Origin of the sequence: Agrococcus phoenicis, assembly GCF_047302415.1 — a bacterium.
Classification (GTDB): Bacteria; Actinomycetota; Actinomycetes; order Actinomycetales; family Microbacteriaceae; genus Agrococcus.
Genome location: NZ_CP154854.1, coordinates 519,912 through 538,713, shown reverse-complemented (window position 1 = coordinate 538,713; position 18,802 = coordinate 519,912). Strand labels below are relative to the sequence as shown.

Here is an 18,802-nt window from a genome sequence, read left to right as displayed (position 1 = left end):
TTCAGTCTGCACAGCTCTCCACTCTCGTGGAGGGCTGCAGTCCTCGACCGTACATCGAGAACCACAAAGTGGACGCGAGCAGCAAGCTCATATATATGTTATCAAGTCATCGGCTTATTAGTACCGGTCAGCTTCATGGGTCGTTAGTCCCCACTTCCACATCCGGCCTATCAACCCAGTAGTCTGGCTGGGAGCCTCTCGCCCGAAGGCACGGAAGTCTCATCTTGAGGCCGGCTTCCCGCTTAGATGCTTTCAGCGGTTATCCATCCCGAACGTAGCTAATCAGCGGTGCTCCTGGCGGAACAACTGACACACCAGAGGTTCGTCCAACCCGGTCCTCTCGTACTAGGGTCAGATCCTCTCAAACTTCCAACGCGCGCAGCGGATAGGGACCGAACTGTCTCACGACGTTCTAAACCCAGCTCGCGTGCCGCTTTAATGGGCGAACAGCCCAACCCTTGGGACCTACTCCAGCCCCAGGATGCGACGAGCCGACATCGAGGTGCCAAACCATGCCGTCGATATGGACTCTTGGGCAAGATCAGCCTGTTATCCCCGAGGTACCTTTTATCCGTTGAGCGACAGCGCTTCCACAAGCCACTGCCGGATCACTAGTCCCGACTTTCGTCCCTGCTCCAGTTGTCACTGTCACAGTCAAGCTCCCTTGTGCACTTACACTCGACACCTGATTGCCAACCAGGTTGAGGGAACCTTTGGGCGCCTCCGTTACTTTTTGGGAGGCAACCGCCCCAGTTAAACTACCCACCAGGCACTGTCCCTGAACCGGATTACGGTTCGAAGTTAGATATCCAGAGTGACCAGAGTGGTATTTCAACAATGACTCCACCCGAACTAGCGTCCGAGCTTCACAGTCTCCCACCTATCCTACACAAGCCACACCGAACACCAATACCAAGCTGTAGTAAAGGTCACGGGGTCTTTCCGTCCTGCTGCGCGTAACGAGCATCTTTACTCGTAGTGCAATTTCGCCGAGTTCGCGGTTGAGACAGCTGGGAAGTCGTTACGCCATTCGTGCAGGTCGGAACTTACCCGACAAGGAATTTCGCTACCTTAGGATGGTTATAGTTACCACCGCCGTTTACTGGGGCTTAAATTCTGAGCTTCGCTTGCGCTAACCCTTCCTCTTAACCTTCCAGCACCGGGCAGGCGTCAGTCCGTATACATCGACTTGCGTCTTCGCACGGACCTGTGTTTTTAGTAAACAGTCGCTTCCCACTGGTCTCTGCGGCCTTCAAACGCTTCCGGCAGCAAGTGCCGTCACGCCTCAGGCCCCCCTTCTCCCGAAGTTACGGGGGCATTTTGCCGAGTTCCTTAACCACGATTCTCTCGATCTCCTTAGTATTCTCTACCTGACCACCTGAGTTGGTTTGGGGTACGGGTGACTTGAACCTCGCGTCGATGCTTTTCTTGGCAGCATAGGATCACAGACTTCCCTCTAGGGTTCGGCAAAGCTCTCAGGCTATGTGTGGGACGGATTTGCCTATCCCACGCCCTACGGCTTACCCGGACTCAACCATCGGCCCGGTTCTGCTACCTTCCTGCGTCACACCTGTTAATACGCTAGCCGCCCCAGCATAGGGTCGAGTGCTAGGCCAAGGACGTCACCCCGAAGGGATCGGTCCAAGGATTCGGACTCTTAGCATCACTGGTTTGGCTTGGGCGGTTCTTCGCCAGCTCAGGAGTATCAACCTGATGTCCATCGACTACGCCTGTCGGCCTCGCCTTAGGTCCCGGCTTACCCAGGGAAGATTAGCTTGACCCTGGAACCCTTGGTCATTCGGAGGACTGGTTTCTCGCCAGTCTTTCGCTACTCATGCCTGCATTCTCACTCGTGTGGCGTCCACGGCTGGATTCCTCCGCCGCTTCACTCGCCACACGACGCTCTCCTACCAATCCGTACGCCTGGACAGCCGAAGCTGCCGAGCTGTTGTACGAATTCCACGACTTCGGTGGCGTGCTTGAGCCCCGTTACATTGTCGGCGCAAAATCACTTGACCAGTGAGCTATTACGCACTCTTTCAAGGGTGGCTGCTTCTAAGCCAACCTCCTGGTTGTCTCAGCAACTTCACATCCTTTTCCACTTAGCACGCGCTTAGGGACCTTAGTCGGTGGTCTGGGTTGTTTCCCTCTCGACGATGAAGCTTATCCCCCACCGTCTCACTGCTGCGCTCTCACTTACCGGCATTCGGAGTTTGGCTGACGTCAGTAACCTTTTGGGGCCCATCGGCCATCCAGTAGCTCTACCTCCGGCAAGAAACACGCAACGCTGCACCTAAATGCATTTCGGAGAGAACCAGCTATCACGAAGTTTGATTGGCCTTTCACCCCTATCCACAGCTCATCCCCTCAGTTTTCAACCTAAGTGGGTTCGGTCCTCCACGAGGTCTTACCCTCGCTTCAACCTGGCCATGGATAGATCACTTCGCTTCGGGTCTAGGACATGCGACTGAATCGCCCTATTCAGACTCGCTTTCGCTACGGCTACCCCACACGGGTTAACCTCGCCACATATCGCTAACTCGCAGGCTCATTCTTCAAAAGGCACGCTGTCACAGCTACCAGGGCTGCTCCAACGGTTTGTAAGCAAACGGTTTCAGGTACTATTTCACTCCCCTCCCGGGGTACTTTTCACCTTTCCCTCACGGTACTTGTCCGCTATCGGTCATCTGGGAGTATTTAGGCTTACCAGGTGGTCCTGGCAGATTCACACGGGATTTCTCGGGCCCCGTGCTACTTGGGATGAACCTCGCGCCATCGCGCGGTTTCGGCTACGGGATTGTCACCCTCTGTGATGGACCTTTCCAAGTCCTTCGCCTACCGCGGTCTGTCACGCTTGCTGATCGGCAGATCAGCGGAGATGTCCCACAACCCCGACCGTGCAACGCCTGCCGGCTATCACACACGATCGGTTTAGCCTCTTCCGCGTTCGCTCGCCACTACTGACGGAATCACTGTTGTTTTCTCTTCCTGTGGGTACTGAGATGTTTCACTTCCCCACGTTCCCTCTACCCGCCCTATATATTCAGGCGGGAGTCACTGGGTCAGCACGCTGCCCAGCGGGGTTTCCCCATTCGGAGATCCTCGGATCACAGCTCGTTTATCAGCTCCCCGAGGCTTATCGCAGATTACTACGTCCTTCATCGGCTCCAGATGCCAAGGCATCCACCGTTTGCTCTTAGAAACTTGACCACATACATGAGTATTTTGGTTAGGACACCACCGTCGAAACGATGGCGACCAATGATCTATAAAGATCATCAAGACTCGAGCCGAAGCCCGAATCTAAGATGCTCGCGTCCACTGTGTAGTTCTCAACTTACGGTCGGTACCGACGACGAACACGCCTACGCGCATCCACCGGCCGGTCCGAGGGCCCAACAACGCCAAAAGGCGCCGTCCGGTCCCTCAGGACCCAACAGCGTGCATGCACCCGAGCTCCCACGCCCTCCCCTTCCAGACTGCCGAAGCAGCCGTACTCAGGAGGACCCGATCACTCGAGCACCAATGTCAATGTTCCACCCATGAGCTGACCACCGGTCGACGTGTGCGACCGAAGTGGCTCTGCGCCGGCAGAACCGGCGAGATGCTCCTTAGAAAGGAGGTGATCCAGCCGCACCTTCCGGTACGGCTACCTTGTTACGACTTAGTCCTAATCACCGATCCCACCTTCGACGGCTCCCTCCAAAAGGTTAGGCCACCGGCTTCGGGTGTTACCGACTTTCATGACTTGACGGGCGGTGTGTACAAGGCCCGGGAACGTATTCACCGTAGCGTTGCTGATCTACGATTACTAGCGACTCCGACTTCATGAGGTCGAGTTGCAGACCTCAATCCGAACTGAGACCGGCTTTTTGGGATTCGCTCCACCTTACGGTATCGCAGCCCATTGTACCGGCCATTGTAGCATGCGTGAAGCCCAAGACATAAGGGGCATGATGATTTGACCTCATCCCCACCTTCCTCCGAGTTGACCCCGGCAGTATCCCATGAGTTCCCACCATAACGTGCTGGCAACATAGGACGAGGGTTGCGCTCGTTGCGGGACTTAACCCAACATCTCACGACACGAGCTGACGACAACCATGCACCACCTGTATACGAGTGTCCAAAGAGTTCACTGTCTCCAGTGCGTTCTCGCATATGTCAAGCCTTGGTAAGGTTCTTCGCGTTGCATCGAATTAATCCGCATGCTCCGCCGCTTGTGCGGGCCCCCGTCAATTCCTTTGAGTTTTAGCCTTGCGGCCGTACTCCCCAGGCGGGGAACTTAATGCGTTAGCTACGACACGGAGACCGTGGAATGGTCCCCACATCTAGTTCCCAACGTTTACGGCATGGACTACCAGGGTATCTAAGCCTGTTTGCTCCCCATGCTTTCGCTCCTCAGCGTCAGTTACGGCCCAGAGATCTGCCTTCGCCATCGGTGTTCCTCCTGATATCTGCGCATTCCACCGCTACACCAGGAATTCCAATCTCCCCTACCGCACTCTAGTCTGCCCGTACCCACTGCAAGCCCGAGGTTGAGCCTCGGGATTTCACAGCAGACGTGACAAACCGCCTACGAGCTCTTTACGCCCAATAATTCCGGACAACGCTTGCACCCTACGTATTACCGCGGCTGCTGGCACGTAGTTAGCCGGTGCTTTTTCTGCAGGTACCGTCACTCTCGCTTCTTCCCTGCTAAAAGAGGTTTACAACCCGAAGGCCGTCGTCCCTCACGCGGCGTTGCTGCATCAGGCTTGCGCCCATTGTGCAATATTCCCCACTGCTGCCTCCCGTAGGAGTCTGGGCCGTGTCTCAGTCCCAGTGTGGCCGGTCACCCTCTCAGGCCGGCTACCCGTCGTCGTCTTGGTGAGCCATTACCTCACCAACTAACTGATAGGCCGTGAGCTGATCCTTGACCGAAGTTCTTTCCACCCCCAGGAGATGCCTCCGAAGGTCGTATCCGGTATTAGACGCCGTTTCCAGCGCTTATTCCAGAGTCAAGGGCACATTGCTCACGTGTTACTCACCCGTTCGCCACTAATCCAGAGAAGCAAGCTCCTCCTTCATCGTTCGACTTGCATGTGTTAAGCACGCCGCCAGCGTTCGTCCTGAGCCAGGATCAAACTCTCCGTAAAGAAAAATGCATACCACCCGGGAAAAACCGAGCGGCAGCGAGTTCGAAACTGACAAAAAAGACTGTCTACTGACAATCTGTCTCATCCAAAGGAATCGTTCTGCCCGAAGGCAGGACGAGTAAATAATTTGGCATATGACATTGTGCACGCTGTTGAGTTCTCAAGGATCGGACGCTCCCGTGCTTCACCCCATCAGGGATCAGCGCCGAGGCAACTTCTCAATCATAACCACTTCCCAGACCATGTCAATTCGACACGCCGTGCGGAGCTCGTACTCCCACCGGACCCTCAGGCCCGGCTCGTGGCAACCTGTCTAGGTTACACGCTCTGGAGCAGCTGTCAACTCGCTGTTCCCGCACGGTTCGTTCCCGGTTCATGGCAACCTGTTCAGCCTACACGGCCCCGAGCCGTCTGCGCACCAAGGCCGTTCCGGGCGCGTCGCCCACGGGCACGGTGCGCAGCTGCTCCCGTCGCCGTCGCCGGTCGCGATGTCGCACCGAAGGCTCCGGGTCGTCGGGGGGCGCCTGAGCACAGCGCCTCGTCGCCGGATCTGGCCGCGCCCGCAGCGCGTCGCGGTTCGCGGTCGCTCCTCATCGGGTCGCCCGCTCACCCGAGCGCCGGATCGGCGGATCGGTGGATCAGCGCACCAGCGGATCGGCGGATCAACGGATCGGCGGAACAGCGGATCGGCGGATGATCGAATCGGCGGAGCAGCGAGTCGCAGCTCGCGCCGCGATCGCGCGGGCCAGCGCGGGTGGTGGGCGCTCCGGGGGCTGTGGGACTGCGCGCCGAAGCGGTTCCGGCGGCGGGTCGGGTCGTGGGGCGTCAGGTCGCGAGGCCTCAGGTCGCGAGGCCTCAGGCCGCGAGCAGCGCCTCGATCGGACCCCGCGCGAAGAACACGACGAACAGCGCAGCGACGATCCAGAGGAGCGGCGAGATCTGCTTCGCCTTGCCGGAGACCGCGTTGATCAGCACCCAGGCGACGAACCCGACGCCGATCCCGTTGGCGATGTTGTACGTCAGCGGCATCACGACGATCGTGAGGAAGGCAGGCAGCGCCACTCGGAAGTCGGTGAAGTCGATGTCGGCGATCTGCGCCATCATCAGGGCGCCCACGACGACGAGCGTCGCCGCAGCGACCTCGAGCGGCACCACGGAGGTGAGCGGCGTCAGGAACATGGCGGCGAGGAACAGCACACCCGTGACCACCGAGGCCAGGCCCGTCCGAGCGCCATCGCCGATACCGGCGGCGGAGTCGATGAAGACCGTGTTCGACGAGGCGCTCGCACCACCGCCGGCGACGGCGCCCACACCCTCGACGACGAGCGCGCGCTTCAGCCCGGGGAACTGCCCGTTCGGGTAGGCGAGACCGGCCTGTCGGGCGAGCCCGGTCATCGATCCGATCGCGTCGAAGAAGTTCATGAAGACGAGCGTGAAGATGAACATCGTCGTCGCGAGCACGCCGATGCGCTCGAAGGATCCGAACGACACCTGGCCGATCAGCGAGAAGTCGGGCAGCGAGAAGATGGCGGTCGGCAGCGCTGGCGGGTTCAGGTTCCACGCGTCGGGGTTCTCCCCCAGCGACGGGCCGACCTTGAAGATGGCCTCGAGGATGATCGCGATGACCGTGGTCGCGACGATGCCGATCAGCAGCGCGCCCTTGACGCGGAGCGACAGCAGGACGCCCATGATCGCCAGCGCGATGATGAAGACGACGGTCGGGAGCGCCGTGATGGAGCCGCCGTCGCCGAGCTGCACGGGCGGCGAGGCGGCGAAGGTCGAGCGCACGAAGCCGGCGTCCACGAAGCCGATGAAGGCGATGAACAGACCGATGCCCACCGTGATCGCGCTCTTCAGCGCCGGCGGCACGGCATCGAAGATCATGCGGCGCAGGCCCGTCAGCCCCATCACCACGATGATGATGCCGTTGATGACGACCAGCCCCATGGCCTCCGGCCAGGTGAGCTCGCCGACCAGGCTGAACGCGAGGAAGGAGTTGATGCCCAGCCCAGCGGCGAGGCCGAACGGCACGTTCGCGATGAGGCCCATCGCGAGCGTCATGAGCCCGCCGACGAGCGCGGTGACGGCCGCGACCTGGTGGTTCGGCAACCATCCGCCCTCGACGTCGACCGCCGCCTGATCGGCCGAGAACCCGCCGATGATCAGCGGGTTCAGCACGATGATGTAGGCCATCGCGAAGAACGTGACCAGGCCGCCGCGCACCTCCTGCGTGACGGAGGAGCCCCGCTCCGTGATCTTGAAGAAGCGGTCGATGGCGCCCTTCGGCGCCGCCTGCGTCGTGCTGGTCATGGGTGCTCCGGGTCGGGCGCGGGGGCCTCGACGCGCTCGGCGCCCGTGGCGCGGAGCGGCTCAGCCGCCAGGAGGGTGGGTCAGATGTGGCGCTCGGTCGGGCCGACGTACAGCTGCTGCGGCCGGCCGATCTTCGTCTGCGGGTCGAGCATCATCTCGCGCCAGTGCGCGATCCAGCCCGGGAGCCGACCGATGGCGAAGAGCACCGTGAACATGCGCTCGGGGAAGCCCATCGCCTTGTAGATCACGCCGGTGTAGAAGTCGACGTTCGGGTAGAGCTTGCGCTCCTTGAAGTAGTCGTCGGCCAGCGCCACCTGCTCGAGCTCCTGCGCGATGTCGAGCAGCGGGTCGCGCACGCCGAGCTGGGCGAGCACCTCTTCTGCCGACGTCTTCACCAGCTTCGCGCGCGGGTCGTAGTTCTTGTAGACGCGGTGGCCGAAGCCCATGAGCTTGACGCCCTGCTCCTTGCGCTTCACGCGCTCGACGAAGCGCTCGACGCCCTCGCCCGAGTCGCGGATGCCGCGCAGCATCGACAGCACGGCCTCGTTCGCGCCGCCGTGGAGCGGGCCGGAGAGGGCGTGGATGCCGGCGGACACGGAGGCGAAGAGGTTCGCGTCGGTCGATCCCACCATGCGCACGGTCGACGTCGAGGCGTTCTGCTCGTGATCGGCGTGCAGGATCAGCAGGCGCTCGAGCGCGCGCACCATCACCGGGTTCTGGATGTACGGCTCGGCCTCGATGCCGAAGTTGAGCTTCAGGTAGTTCTCGACGAAGCTCAGGCTGTTGTCCGGGTAGAGGAAGGCCTGCCCGATGGACTTCTTGTGCGCGTAGGCCGCGATCACCGGCATCTTCGCCAGCAGGCGGATCGTCTGCTTGTCGACCTTCGCCGCGTCGCGCGGGTCGTGGTCGGGCTCGTAGTACGTCGACAGGGCGCTGACGGCGCTCGAGAGGGCGCTCATCGGGTGCGCGTCGCGCGGCAGCGCATCGAAGAACCGGCGCAGGTCCTCGTGCAGCAGCGTGTGGCGGCGCACGCTCTGGTCGAAGCCGGCCAGCTCGTCCTCGCTCGGCAGCTCACCGTAGATCAGCAGGTGCGCGACGTCGAGGAACGTCTTCTGCTCCGCCAGCTCCTCGATCGGGTAGCCGCGGTAGCGCAGGATGCCCGCGTCGCCGTCGATGTAGGTGATGGCGCTGCGCGTGCTGGCCGTGTTCACGAAGCCGTAGTCGAGCGTCGTCAGCCCCGTGTCGCGCGTCAGCTTCGACACGTCGACCGCGGCGCGACCGTCAGCGGCCTCCAGCACCGGCAGCTGCGTGGAGCCGCCGTCGTGCTGCAGCGTCACGGAACGGGCGGGCTTGGCGGTGTCCTCGATCGTCACGCAGACAGACTATCGCCCGGCGCGGCAGCCCCTTCACGCACGCCGATCAGCCCAGCAGGCGCGCCGCAGCCTCGTCGATGTCGGCATCGGAGGCGGTGAGCGCGACCCGCACGCGGGTGGCGTCGCCGTAGAAGGTGCCGGGGGCGACGAGGATGCCGAGCCGCGACAGCGCGTCGACCTGCTCCAGCGCATCCGAGCCGTCGGCGGCCCACAGGTAGAGGCCCGCGTCGGAGGCGACCTCGAAGCCGCGCTGCCGCAGCGCCGGCAGCAGCCGCGCGCGACGCGCTCGGTACCGCTCCCGCTGCTCGGCCACGTGCGCCTCGTCGGCGAGCGCGACGGCGAGCGCGTGCTGGACGGGGCTCGGCGCCATGAGGCCCAGGTGCTTGCGCACGGCGAGCACGCGCTGCACGACACCGGGGTCGCCGGCGATGAAGGCGGCGCGGTAGCCGGCGAGGTTCGACTGCTTGCTCAGCGAGTAGACCGAGACGAGGCCGCGGAGGTCACCGCCGGTGACGCGCGGGTCGAGGATCGAGGGCGCCTCGGCGACCTCCCACGGCAGCAGCGCGTAGCACTCGTCGCTCGCGACCACGATGTCGCGCTCGCGCGCGGCCTGCACGACGCGCCGCAGCGCCTCCACTCCGAGCACCTCGCCCGTCGGGTTCGAGGGCGAGTTGAGCCAGACGAGCCTCGTCCCCGCCGGCCACTCCTCGGGGTCGTCGGCGCGCACCGGCTCGGCGCCCGCGATGCGTGCGCCGATGTCGTAGGTCGGATAGGCGACCGACGGGTGCACGACCACGTCGCCGGCGCCGAGGCCGAGCTGCAGCGGCAGCCCGGCGACGAGCTCCTTCGAGCCGACCGTCACCAGCACGTGCTCGTCGGCGATGCCGTCGACGCCGCGCACGCGGGAGAACCACTCGGCGATCGCGGCGCGCGCCTCGCGCGTGCCGTGGTTCGTCGGGTAGGCGTGGGCGTCGGTCGCATCGCGGAGCGCTGCCTGGATCAGCGGCGGCGTGGGATCCACCGGGGAGCCGACGCTCAGGTCGACGAGCCCGCCGGGGTGCTGCTCGGCACGGGCCTTGGCGCCCGCGAGCGTGTCCCAGGGGAACTCGGGCAGGAGCATCAGCTGGTCTGCTGCGGCGGGAGGGCCGCCACGATCGGGTGGTCGTGCTTGATCACGCCCACCTTCGCGGCGCCGCCGGGCGAGCCGATCTCGTCGAAGAAGTGCACGTTGGCCTCGTAGTACTCGGCCCACTCCTCAGGCGTGTCGTCCTCGTAGAAGATCGCCTCGACGGGGCACACCGGCTCGCACGCACCGCAGTCGACGCACTCGTCGGGGTGGATGTACAGCATCCGCTCGCCCTCGTAGATGCAGTCGACGGGGCACTCGTCGACGCAGGCGCGATCCTTGAGGTCCACGCATGGGAGCGCGATCACGTAGGTCATCGGTCTTCCTCCCCTCCTGTCGTTCGGCTCCTGGCCATCCTAATCCGCCGCATCGACTCCGCATCCGGCCACGCCAGCGCGACGAAGGATGCGAGCACCGGCACGAGCGACCACAGCCAGCCCGCGAGGTTCGCGGGGACGATGGAGCGCTCGGTGCCCCAGGCGCCGCGCCCCAGCGGATCGATCGCGATCACGGCGATGACGCCGAGCACACCGACCACGGCCGCGATCGTCATCGGCCGAGATCCGCTCGTCGCGCGCACCCCGACGATGAGTCCGACGGCGGCGACGAGGGAGAGGCCGAGCCCCCACGGCAGCTGCTGGTGCGAGAAGGTGCCCACCGCCCCGACGACGAGGCCGGCCAGCAGCGCGCCCACCCGCAGCATCCAGCGCGTGCTGCGCTTCGGGCGCGCCTCGATCAGGCGATAGTGCTCGACCGCGTCGATCGCGCGGCGCTGACCGCCGACGTGCAGCACGTCGTCGCCCTCGACCGTCAGCTGCGAGCGGTGCTCGGCGAGCGCGGCGAGCACCCGGTGGCGCACCGGCGCGAGCGCGAAGGAGACGTCGGCGGGCCGGTGGGTGCGCACGTAGAGCGGCAGGTCGTAGCGGCGGGCGACGAGCACGGCGGCATGGTGCGCCGCCACGTGATCCGGATGCCCGTAGCCGCCGTCGGCGTCGTAGGTCACGAGGGCGGTCGGGTCGACCTCCTCGACGACGGCGCTGAGCGCATCCGCCAGGTCGTCGACGTCGGCGCGGCTCATGGAGGTCGGCGGCGCGTCGGGGGCGGCACCGGCCTTGCCGTTGGTGTGCCACGCCATGCCCGAGTCGTCCCAGCCGTGGATGCGGCGACCTCGCGCGCCCAAGGCGCGCAGCGCGGCATCGAGCTCGGCCCGGCGCACCTCGCCGATGCCGACCTCCTCCACATCGGGCATGCGCTCGGCGCGCACCTCGCCGCGCTCGCCGAGCGTGAACGTGACGACGACGGCGTCGCCCCCGCTCTCGGCGACAGCAGCGATCGCGACACCGGTCGAGAGCGTCTCGTCATCAGGGTGGGCGTGCACGAACATGACACGCTCGAGGCGGGGATCCATCCCTCTCATCCAACCACCGCTGGCGGGCCCTGACGGACGCGCCGGTCGGGCGCGCACCCGGCTGCTCACGTGGTGCGGCGTCCGCACGCCGAAGGACCCCTCCTGCCATCCGCGACCCGGTGCACCGGGTCGCCGTCGGCGGGAGGGGTCCTGTCGCGGAGCGGCGTCAGCCCTGCTTCTTGAGGCGGCTGGCCTCGCGAGCGCGCGTCGTCGAGTCGAGGTTCACCTTGCGGATGCGCACGTGCTGCGGCGTGACCTCGACGCACTCGTCGTCACGAGCCCACTCGAGGCACTCCTCGAGCGAGAGCTGCTTCGGCGGCGTCAGGCGCTCGAGCTCCTCACCGGTCGACGACCGGATGTTGTTGAGCTTCTTCTCCTTGGTGATGTTCACGTCCATGTCATCGGCGCGCGCGTTCTCGCCCACGACCATGCCCTCGTAGACGTCGTCGCCCGGCTTGATGAAGAACACGCCGCGCTCCTGCAGCGCCATGATCGCGTTCGGCGTGGCGGAGCCCATGCGGTCGGCGACCAGGGCGCCGTTGTTGCGCGTCGTGATCGCGCCCGCCCACGGCCGCCAGCCGTGCGCGATGGCGTTCGCGATGCCCGTGCCGCGGGTGATCGTCATGAACTCGGTGCGGAAGCCGATGAGTCCGCGCGAGGGGACGACGAACTCCATGCGCACCCAGCCGGTGCCGTGGTTCTGCATCCCGTCCATGATGCCCTTGCGGGCGGCGAGCAGCTGCGTGACGGCGCCGAGGTACTCCTCGGGCGCATCGACCGTCAGGTGCTCGAACGGCTCGTGCAGCACGCCGTCGATCTTGCGCGTGACGACCTGCGGCTTGCCGACGGTGAGCTCGAAGCCCTCGCGGCGCATCTGCTCGACGAGGATCGCGAGGGCAAGCTCGCCGCGGCCCTGCACCTCCCAGGCGTCAGGTCGGCCCACGTCGACGACGCGGAGCGACACGTTGCCGATCAGCTCGCGGTCGAGGCGATCCTTCACCATGCGCGCGGTGAGCTTGGCGCCCTTGACCTTGCCGGCGAGCGGCGACGTGTTCGTGCCGATCGTCATCGAGATCGCGGGCTCGTCGACCGTGATGGTCGGCAGCGGGCGCACGTCGTCGGGGTCTGCGAGCGTCTCGCCGATCGTGATGTCGGGGATGCCCGCCACCGCCACGATGTCGCCGGGGCCGGCGCTCTCGGCGGGAACGCGCTCGAGCGCCTTCGTCTCGAGCAGCTCGGTGATGCGCACGTTCTGCACCTCGCCGTCGTGCCGCACCCAGGCCACGGTCTGGCCCTTCTTGATCGTGCCGGCCTTCACGCGCAGCAGCGCGATGCGACCGAGGAAGGGCGATGCGTCGAGGTTCGTGACGTGCGCCTGGAGCGGCGCCTCGTCGTCGTACGTCGGCGCCGGGATGTGCTCGAGGATCGCGGCGAACAGCGGCTCGAGGTCTTCGCTCTCGGGGAGCGCACCGTCTGCGGGGCGCACGGTGGAGGCGCGGCCGGCCTTGCCGGAGGCGTAGACGACGGGCACGTCGAGCACGGCGTCGAGGTCGAGGTCGGGGACGTCGTCCGCGAGGTCGGAGGCGAGGCCGAGCAGCAGGTCCTGGCTCTCCCCCACGACGTCGTCGATGCGCGCGTCGGGGCGGTCGGTCTTGTTCACCAGCAGGATCACGGGCAGCTTCGCCTCGAGCGCCTTGCGCAGCACGAAGCGCGTCTGCGGCAGCGGGCCCTCGGAGGCGTCGACGAGCAGCACGACGCCGTCGACCATCGAGAGGCCGCGCTCGACCTCGCCGCCGAAGTCGGCGTGCCCGGGGGTGTCGATGACGTTGATGATCACGGGCCCGTCGACGGCGTGCTCGCCCACGTAGCGGATCGCCGTGTTCTTGGCGAGGATCGTGATCCCCTTCTCGCGCTCCAGCTCGTTGGAGTCCATGGCGCGCTCGTCGTGCGTGTCGTGCGAGCCGAACGAGCCGGTCTGCGTGAGCATCGCGTCGACGAGGGTGGTCTTTCCGTGGTCGACGTGGGCGACGATCGCCACGTTGCGGAGATCTGATCGCGATGCGATCGGCATACAGGAGCCTTCCGTATGGGGAGTGCGCGACGAACGGCCGCAGTCGCCCATCCTAGCGGGCGGCTGCGGCCGGTCGTCGCGGCTCAGATGCCGCGCTCCTCCTCGATCGCCGTCTGCGTCTTGCGCTCGTCGGCGAGCTGCTCGACGTCGACCTCATCGCCCTTGACCCGAGCGCCGTCCTCGGAGGTGCGCGCGAGCAGCTCGTGCCGCAGCGCGCGCCTGGCACGCTGCTTGTCGGGGTCCGGCACGGGGATCGCGGCGATGAGCCGCTGCGTGTACGGCTCCTTCGGGGCGCGCAGGATCGCGTCGCGGGCGCCCTGCTCGACGATCTTGCCCTGGTGCATGACCGCGATGCGATCCGACATCAGGTCGACGACGGCGAGGTCGTGGCTGATGAAGAGGCACGCGAAGCCCTGCTCCTGCTGCAGCTCCCGCAGCAGCTCGAGCACCGTCGCCTGCACCGAGACGTCGAGCGCGCTGGTGGGCTCGTCGGCGACCAGCAGCTCCGGGCTCATCGACAGCGCGCGGGCGATCCCGACGCGCTGCTTCTGGCCGCCGGAGAGCTCGTGCGGGAAGCGGTTGCGGTACGCGCGCGGCAGCCGCACGGCATCCAGCAGCTCCTCGACGCGCTTGTCGAGCGCAGCCCCGCGGTGGATCTTCGCGAGGTACATCGGCTCGCCGATCGACTCGCCGATGGGCAGTCGCGGGTTCAGCGACGACGACGGGTCCTGGAAGACGATGCCGACCTTGCGGTTCAGGCTCCGGGCGAGCTTGCGGTCGATGTGCGAGATGTCGATGCCCGCGACCTCGAGGCGGCCCTCGGCGATCGGCTGGAGCCCGATGGCCGCCCGCCCGATCGTCGACTTGCCCGATCCCGACTCGCCGACGAGGCCGAGGATCTCGCCGGCGCGGATCTCGAGCGAGACGCCGTCGACGGCGCGGAACGTGCCGAGCTTGCCCTTCTTGCCGTACTCGATCGCGACGTCGTCCAGGACGAGCACCGGCTCGCCGGTGAACTCCCGCTCGGTGCGCTGGGCCTGCTCCGCGGCGCGCGCGTTCTCCTCCACGCGCAGCCGCAGGTCGTCGTCCGTGACCTCGTGGTGCGCCGCGAGGGCGAGCGCGGCCGTCAGGTCGATCCGCTCCTCACCCTCGGCGCCCTCGCCGAGCCGCGGCACCGACGAGAGCAGCATCTGCGTGTAGGCCTGCTGCGGGTTCGAGAAGATCTCGCGCACCGGGCCCTGCTCGACGATGCTGCCCTGCTCCATCACGACCACCCAGTCGGCGAGGTCGGCGACCACGCCCATGTCGTGGGTGATGAGCAGCACGGCCGAACCGAGCCGATCCTTCAGATCGCGCATGAGCTCGAGGATCTCGGCCTGCACCGTCACGTCGAGCGCGGTGGTCGGCTCGTCGGCGATCAGCAGCTCAGGGTCGAGCGAGAGCGCCATCGCGATCATGGCGCGCTGCCGCTGGCCGCCCGAGAGCTGGTGCGGGTAGGACTTGAACGCCTTCATCGGGTCGGGCAGCTCGACGAGCTCCAGCATCTCGAGCGCTCGCTCCTGCGCGGCGCTCGGCACCATCTCGCGGTGCAGGCGGAGGCCCTCCATGATCTGGAAGCCGACCGTCAGCACCGGGTTCAGCGCCGTCATCGGCTCCTGGAAGATCGCGGAGACGCGGTTGCCGCGCACCTCGCGCATCTTCTGCGGGGCGAGCCCGAAGATCTCATCGCCCCCGAGCTTGATCGATCCGCGCGTGCGCGCGTTCTTCGGCAGCAGGTCGAGGATCGCCATCGAGGAGACGCTCTTGCCGGAGCCGGACTCGCCGACGACGGCGACGACCTCGCCCTTGCCGATCTCGTACGAGACGTCCTTCGCGGCGGGGACCCAGTAGCCGTCGACCGCGAAGTCGACGTGCAGCCCGGAGATCTGCAGGGCGGGTGCCCCGTCCTGCACGTGCTGGGGGTTCTCAGTGTGGTGCGAAGTCATGCCGCCTCCTCCAGCGGGGTGTCGGATTCGTCGCGCTCGGCGGTGCCTGCGACGATGGAGCCGTGAACGACGACCCGCGTGCCGTGACCGTCCACTCCCGCGTGAACCGCGGCATGGCGATCTTCTGCTGGGCCCTGCTGGCCGTGCTCGGAGCGCTCGGCGCGATGCAGGCGGACCCTCGAGGCGCGGCCGCTGCCGTGCTGGCCGTCGTCTGGCTCGCCTACGCGGCCTTCGTGGTGCTGTGGGCTCCAGCGCTCGTGGTGGACCGCGGCGGATGCGAGATCCGCAACCCGCTGCGCACCGTCCGCGTCGCGTGGGAAGCGCTCATCCACGTCGACACGCGCTACTCGCTCACGCTGTTCACACCGAACCGTCGCTGGCCCGTGTGGTGCGCGCCGCAGGCCGGCCGCCTCAGCGCCCGCCGCAAGGCTCGCCAGGCGGGCGATGACGCCCGCGATCCCCGCGATCCCCGCAACCCGCTCGACGTCGGCATGCGCATCGGCGACGTGCCCGGCACCGAGTCGGGTGACGCGGCGCGGCTCGTGCGCGATCGCTGGGCGTCGGCGCCGCGCGGCGCGGACGCCGAAGGCGTCGCCGTGCCGGTCGTCCTGCACTGGTGGCGCGTCGCGGCCCTCGCCGCGGGACCCGTGCTCATCGCGTGCGTGCCGCTGCTCCTCTGACGCGATCGCCGTTGCGCTGCTGCTGAGGCCGCGCATCATGCGCGCTGCTCAGCAGCCGCCGGCTGCTCCTTGGTGCGGCGCACCGAGAAGCGCTTCTGGCGCGGGTCGAACGCGTCGCGGAGGCCGTCGCCGATGAAGTTGATCAGCAGCGCGGGCGTCACGATGAAGAACGCCGGGAACCAGAACAGCCACGGCCTGGTCGCGAAGGCCGACTGGTTGTCGGAGACCTGACGGCCGAGCGAGGTGTCCGGCGGCAGGATGCCGTAGCCCAGGTAGCTCAACGAGGCCTCGAGGATGATCGCGGCCGCGGCGATCAGCGACGCCGCGACGATCACCACGCCCATCGCGTTCGGGAGGATGTGCTTGAAGATGATGCGGAAGTCGTTCGCACCCGCGACGCGCGCAGCCTCGACGAACTCGCGCTCGCGCAGCGACAGGAACTCGGCGCGCACGAGTCGCGCGATGCCCATCCAGGCCACGAGCCCGAGGAAGATCGCCAGGTACTGCACGCCGAGGCCGCCCGTCATGGCGCCGACGACGGCGCCGACGACGATCAGCGGGATCACGATGAACACGTCGGTGATGCGCATGAGGATCGCGTCGACCCAGCCGCGGTAGTAGCCGGCGACGGCGCCGACGACGGTGCCGACGATCGTCGCGACGCCCGCGAGCAGCACGATGACGACGAAGGAGTTCTGCACGCCGCGCATCGTCTGCGCGAAGTAGTCGACGCCGATGCGGTTCTGACCGAAGGGGTGGTCGCCGAGGTACAGCCCTGCGCCACCCAGCCACTCGGGGATGAGCGACATCGTCGGTCGCCCGCCCTCGACGACCGCGCTGGGCGTGCGGTAGTCGTAGTGCCACCAGCCCGGGATCGGACCGATGCCGATCGCCGAGATCGCGAACACGAAGATGGCGATCAGGAGCACGAGCGAGACCATCGAGGCCTTGTTCGAGATGAAGCGCTTGAGGATCAGGCGGCTCTGGCTCTGGCCGGCCACCTCGTCCTGCGTCGTGGTCTTGGCAGAGTTCGTCACTTGACCCTCACTCTCGGGTCGAGGAGCGCGTAGCTCAGATCGGCTAGGAAGTTGAACAGGATCGCGGTGATCGCGATCACCAGGAAGTAGCCCATGACCGGGTTCACGTCGACGCGGTCGAGCGCCACGTTGAACAGCGCGCCCATGCCGCTGATGGCGAAGACCCGCTCGGTGATGAGCGCACCGCCCAGCAGGGCGCCGATGTCAGCGGCGACGATCGTCGTGATCGGGATGAGCATGTTCCGGAACGCGTGCCGCGTGATCACGACGCGCTCGGAGAGTCCCTTCGCGCGCGCGGTGCGGATGTAGTCCTGGTTCATGACCTCGAGGAGGCCGGCGCGCGCGTAGCGCGTGTAGCCGGCGAACGAGATGAGCGTGAGCGAGATCGTCGGCAGCAGGAAGTGGGTGAAGGTGTCGATGCCCATGATCCACATGTCGCCGGAGAGCCCGACGGTCTGCTCGCCGACCGTCGCGATCGGGCGGTTGTTGATGCGCGGGTTCGCGATGTACGAGGGCCACGCCTGCAGGTAGCGGTCTGCCACCACGAGCAGCGACGACAGCAGGCCGACGACCATCGTGACGCGGATGACCTGGCTGCGGTCGGTGCCGCCGATGACCCATCCGATGACGAAGCACGCCGCGAGCGTCGCGAGCCCGAGGATGCCGATCGTCCACACCGTGGAGATGTCGAACAGGCCCTGCAGCACGAAGTACGAGACGTACGCGAGCACGCCGGCGCTGATGGCGCCGATGAGCGCGCGGCGGTTGCCGAAGCCGGCCAGGACCGCCGTCACGCCGAAGACCGTGCCGCCGATGAGCAGCAGCAGGCCGACAGCGCCGAGCCCGGGCTGCTGGAACCAGTTGACCGCGTCGAGGTAGTACAGCATGCCGAAGGTGGCGGCGCCGGAGACCAGGGCGGTGATGATGCGGTTGCGCCGCGAGCCCGCGACGAGCGCCTGCATGATCACCGCGATCACGAGCGCGATCACGAGCGTCGGGATGAACCCGATGCTGGAGTCGCCGCTCGAGAGCCAGTCGTTGAAGCCGATCGCCACGAACTCCTTCAGCAGCACTGCTGCGAGGAACGACGGCAGCGAGTAGAGGAAGAAGCTGACGAACGTCATGCCGAGGTCGAACGCCGAGTACTGCCGCAGCGCCGAGACGATGCCCGTGATGATGCCGAAGATGATCGCGAGGATCGTCGAGGCGGCGACGAGCCTCACCGTTGAGGCTGCCGCGGGCGGGAGGAGCTGCGTGACCTGTGCGTAGTTCAGGTCGGTGCCCAGGTCGCACGGCGTGAAGGGCGTGAGGCAGCCTGCTGCACCCGCGAGCCAGCCGAACCACCGCAGCGGCGGCGGGACGTCGAGGTCGAGGCGCTCGATGCGCTGGGCGATGAGCAGCTGCGCGTTCGGGGCGTTGGACGCCTGGAGGTCTTTGAGGGGGTTGTCCGAGTACGCCGTCAGGACGTACATGATGAACGACGCCACGAGGAGCGTGAGGATGGAGGCAAGGATGCGCCTCACGATGAAGCTGAGCATGGCTCTGTGCTCCGATCAGCCGGAGGACCGCGCGGGTCGCGCGCGAATCGAGGACGGACACGGGTTGGCCGTGGCTGCCGGGACGAGGTCCCGACAGCCACGGCCGAAGGACTAACTGGGAATCATACTGTCAGGC

The 18,802-nt window shown here is 66.1% G+C and carries 10 protein-coding genes and 2 rRNA genes; 1 reads left to right on the top strand and 11 read right to left on the bottom strand.

Annotation, left to right across the window (positions count from 1 at the left end; genetic code table 11):
- Nucleotides 1–97 precede the first annotated feature (97 nt).
- The 9 genes from AA0Z99_RS02610 to AA0Z99_RS02570 all read right to left on the bottom strand — a co-directional run bounded on the left by AA0Z99_RS02610 (nucleotide 98) and on the right by AA0Z99_RS02570 (nucleotide 15,411).
- Nucleotides 98–3,210, bottom strand: a 23S ribosomal RNA gene (locus tag AA0Z99_RS02610).
- 405 nt (nucleotides 3,211–3,615) lie between these two features.
- Nucleotides 3,616–5,138: ribosomal RNA gene (locus AA0Z99_RS02605) — 16S ribosomal RNA — on the bottom strand.
- The 16S and 23S rRNA genes sit together here, the layout of an rRNA operon.
- Nucleotides 5,139–5,993: 855 nt before the next feature.
- Nucleotides 5,994–7,448, bottom strand: coding sequence for an NCS2 family permease (locus AA0Z99_RS02600; RefSeq protein WP_413319184.1), 1,455 nt, complete (start codon nucleotides 7,446–7,448; stop codon nucleotides 5,994–5,996).
- 80 nt (nucleotides 7,449–7,528) lie between these two features.
- On the bottom strand, nucleotides 7,529–8,779 hold the full coding sequence (locus tag AA0Z99_RS02595) for a citrate synthase (protein WP_413320734.1): 1,251 nt from the start codon (nucleotides 8,777–8,779) through the stop codon (nucleotides 7,529–7,531).
- An 88-nt stretch (nucleotides 8,780–8,867) separates the two neighbouring features.
- A complete protein-coding gene (gene dapC / locus AA0Z99_RS02590) occupies nucleotides 8,868–9,941 on the bottom strand; it encodes a succinyldiaminopimelate transaminase (RefSeq protein ID WP_413319182.1) in 1,074 nt (357 codons plus the stop codon).
- Nucleotides 9,941–10,264 carry a ferredoxin gene (gene fdxA / locus AA0Z99_RS02585; protein WP_072314026.1) on the bottom strand — a complete coding sequence of 108 codons (324 nt, stop codon included), beginning with the start codon at nucleotides 10,262–10,264 and terminating at the stop codon, nucleotides 9,941–9,943. Before fdxA ends, dapC begins: the two co-directional genes overlap by 1 nt.
- On the bottom strand, nucleotides 10,261–11,355 hold the full coding sequence (locus tag AA0Z99_RS02580; protein WP_413319180.1) for a PIG-L family deacetylase: 1,095 nt from the start codon (nucleotides 11,353–11,355) through the stop codon (nucleotides 10,261–10,263). Before AA0Z99_RS02580 ends, fdxA begins: the two co-directional genes overlap by 4 nt.
- A 166-nt stretch (nucleotides 11,356–11,521) precedes the next feature.
- Nucleotides 11,522–13,426, bottom strand: coding sequence for a translational GTPase TypA (gene typA / locus AA0Z99_RS02575; protein WP_413319178.1), 1,905 nt, complete (start codon nucleotides 13,424–13,426; stop codon nucleotides 11,522–11,524).
- Nucleotides 13,427–13,509: 83 nt separating this feature from the next.
- Nucleotides 13,510–15,411, bottom strand: a complete 1,902-nt coding sequence (locus AA0Z99_RS02570) for an ABC transporter ATP-binding protein (protein ID WP_413319176.1) — start codon at nucleotides 15,409–15,411, stop codon at nucleotides 13,510–13,512.
- Nucleotides 15,412–15,473: 62 nt separating this feature from the next.
- Between AA0Z99_RS02570 and AA0Z99_RS02565 the strand changes: the two genes are divergently transcribed.
- Nucleotides 15,474–16,091, top strand: a complete 618-nt coding sequence (locus AA0Z99_RS02565; RefSeq protein ID WP_413319174.1) for a PH domain-containing protein — start codon at nucleotides 15,474–15,476, stop codon at nucleotides 16,089–16,091.
- Between the two features lie 35 nt (nucleotides 16,092–16,126).
- Here AA0Z99_RS02565 and AA0Z99_RS02560 read toward each other — a convergent pair whose 3' ends face one another.
- Nucleotides 16,127–17,128 carry an ABC transporter permease gene (locus AA0Z99_RS02560; RefSeq protein ID WP_413319172.1) on the bottom strand — a complete coding sequence of 334 codons (1,002 nt, stop codon included), beginning with the start codon at nucleotides 17,126–17,128 and terminating at the stop codon, nucleotides 16,127–16,129.
- A complete protein-coding gene (locus AA0Z99_RS02555; protein ID WP_413319170.1) occupies nucleotides 17,125–18,666 on the bottom strand; it encodes an ABC transporter permease in 1,542 nt (513 codons plus the stop codon). Before AA0Z99_RS02555 ends, AA0Z99_RS02560 begins: the two co-directional genes overlap by 4 nt.
- Nucleotides 18,667–18,802: the final 136 nt, after the last annotated feature.

Coding starts and splice junctions, on each gene's coding strand:
- typA (WP_413319178.1), bottom strand. CDS start 13,426: ATGCCGATCGCATCGCGATCAGATCTCCGCAACGTGGCGATCGTCGCC.
- AA0Z99_RS02580 (WP_413319180.1), bottom strand. CDS start 11,355: ATGGATCCCCGCCTCGAGCGTGTCATGTTCGTGCACGCCCACCCTGAT.
- fdxA (WP_072314026.1), bottom strand. CDS start 10,264: ATGACCTACGTGATCGCGCTCCCATGCGTGGACCTCAAGGATCGCGCC.
- dapC (WP_413319182.1), bottom strand. CDS start 9,941: ATGCTCCTGCCCGAGTTCCCCTGGGACACGCTCGCGGGCGCCAAGGCC.
- AA0Z99_RS02555 (WP_413319170.1), bottom strand. CDS start 18,666: ATGCTCAGCTTCATCGTGAGGCGCATCCTTGCCTCCATCCTCACGCTC.
- AA0Z99_RS02600 (WP_413319184.1), bottom strand. CDS start 7,448: ATGACCAGCACGACGCAGGCGGCGCCGAAGGGCGCCATCGACCGCTTC.
- AA0Z99_RS02570 (WP_413319176.1), bottom strand. CDS start 15,411: ATGACTTCGCACCACACTGAGAACCCCCAGCACGTGCAGGACGGGGCA.